Genomic DNA, 2102 nt, shown 5'->3' with positions numbered 1-2102 from the left:
TGCGTCAGGGCACCGGCCGCGCCCGCCTCCCCCGACCGCACGCCCCAGGCGCTCCTGGAGGCACTGCGTCGGGACCCGGCGCTGCGCTTCAACGAACAGGGCCGTCGCGTGCTGCGCTGGTTCACCCACGGGGCTATACCCGACGACGGGTGGCGCTCCTTCCTCCCCCACCTGCCGGCGCACCAGACCGAGGCGATGGCCGAGATCGCCCGGCTATCGGCGCGGTCCTGGGCGGAGTTCGCCCGCGAGATCGAGCGCCTCGACCGCAAGGGCGGCTGAGGCGCCCGGTCCGGGGGACCGGGCGCTGGTCAGGCGGTGGCCATCCGCGTGCTGCTCCGTGAGAGCAGGTGGCGTCCGTCGACGACGAGGTGGTCGAGGTTCATGCGCGCGAAGGCGGCGACGGCCTCCTCCGGGGTCTCCACGATCGGCTCCCCCGCCACGTTGAACGAGGTGTTGAGCAGTACCGGGCACCCGGTGCGGACGTCGAACTCCCCCAGCAGGTCGTGGAGCGCCGGGTTCGTGTCGCGGGCCAGGGTCTGCAATCGGGCGGTGCCGTCCACGTGCGTCACCGCAGGCACCGCGTCCGGTCGGCGGACGCCGGCGACGACGAGCATGTACGGGGTGGGGGCGTCCACGTCGAAGTACTCCGGGGCTCGCTCCTCGCGCACGACCGGCGCGTAGGGCCGGAACCACTCGCGGTACTTCACGTTGTCGTTGAGGTGGTCGCGAACCGAGGCCGGGTAGGGCGCGGACAGGATGCTGCGGTGGCCCAGGGCCCGCGGCCCGAACTCGGAGCGTCCGTCGAACCAGCCGACGGTGCGTCCCTCGGCGAGCAGACCGGCGACCGCGCCGGGCAGGTCGTCGGGGCGCGCGCACGGGAGTCCGCTCTCGGCTATCGCGGTCTCGGCGGCCGCGTGCCCGTGGTCGGGACCGAGGTAGGCGTCGGTGAGGTGGGGCAGTTCGCGCATCGGCACCCCCGACCCGACGTGCAGGCCGTAATAGGCGGCGCCGAGGCTGATGCCGTTGTCGCCGGCGGCCGGGACCACGAACAGGCGCTCGAAGGGCGTCTCCCTCAGGATCCGCCCGTTGGCGACGCTGTTGAGTGCCGTGCCCCCGGCCAGGCACAGGTCCCGGGCGCCGGTACGGGCGTGCAGGTCCCGGGCGACGTGCACCACGGCCCGTTCCAGGACCTCCTGCGCGGCACGGGCCAGGGCTGCCCGGGTGTCGAAGTCGCCCCCGGCGACGAGTGCGGCGCACGTGCGGTCGACCGCGTCGGCGTCGATGCGGACCCCCCCTCCGGGGCCGAGGTCGACGAGGGCGGCGAGGTCGTCCACGAAGCGCCGGTCGCCGTAGGAGGCCAGTCCCATCGTCTTGCCGTCCTCGCTGACCTCGTGCGTGCCGGTCGGCCCCCGGTAGGCCAGGCCGCAGGCGATGCTCACCGAGCGGTAGAAGTGTCCGAGCGAGTTGTCGGTGCTGCCGGGCTGGTAGTAGCCGCCGGCCGAACCGTCGAGGCGGTGCTCGCCCGAGACGCGCGTCAACAGGTGCAGGCCGTCCTGGTCCCCGACGTACCCGCTGATCGTCTCGGCGGCGCGGGGGCCGTCCCCCTCACGGGTCCCGGAGACGAGGCTCCCGGAGTTGTCGCTGACCAGGACCGCGGCCCGGTCGAACCCGGATCCGGCGAAGGTGCTGTAGGCGTGGGCGAGGTGGTGGTCGATCACGGTCAGCTTGCGGCGGACCGGGAAGGAGAAGGCGGGGGGCACCAGGTCACAGGCGACCGCGAGGTCGACTTCCTCGGGGGTCGTGCCGAGTTGGGCGGTGACGGCGCGTCGGCTGAGGCCTGCGAGCAGGTCGGAGCCGACACCGTACTTCTTGCGGGTGAGTCGTTCCTCGTCGATCGCGACGATGCGCGCGGGGTCCATCGCCGCGGCGGACCAGTCGTGGCCGGAGCCGCCGAGGCCGAGCACGGTGGGACGGTGGTTCGGGCGGGACATGGAGCCATCCTCTCTGTGGGGACCAGCCACCGAAGGGGCGTGTGGCGTGGCGTCGGTGGGTCCGGGGGCGGCCCCGGCGCCGCAGGGGTGGGTCCGGGGCCGCCCCCGGAC

At 73.9% G+C, this 2102-nt stretch carries 1 protein-coding gene and 1 pseudogene; one reads left to right on the top strand and one right to left on the bottom strand.

Annotation, left to right across the window (positions count from 1 at the left end):
• Positions 1-279: pseudogene (locus ABD54_RS28425) on the top strand (hypothetical protein); the annotation flags it as partial.
• A 29-nt stretch (positions 280-308) separates the two neighbouring features.
• On the opposite strand, the gene ABD54_RS26370 reads toward ABD54_RS28425, so the two are convergent.
• The gene (locus tag ABD54_RS26370; RefSeq protein WP_047872258.1) at positions 309-1991 is read right to left on the bottom strand and encodes a carbamoyltransferase C-terminal domain-containing protein; all 1683 of its coding nucleotides are present in this window, start codon (positions 1989-1991) and stop codon (positions 309-311) included.
• Between the last annotated feature and the right edge of the window lie 111 nt (positions 1992-2102).

The sequence above is a fragment of the Nocardiopsis sp. RV163 genome (assembly GCF_001029525.1).
In the GTDB taxonomy this organism is placed as follows: Bacteria; Actinomycetota; Actinomycetes; order Streptosporangiales; family Streptosporangiaceae; genus Nocardiopsis; species Nocardiopsis dassonvillei.
Note: the sequence above shows the minus strand (reverse complement) of the source record. Positions and strands in the feature narration are given on the sequence as shown.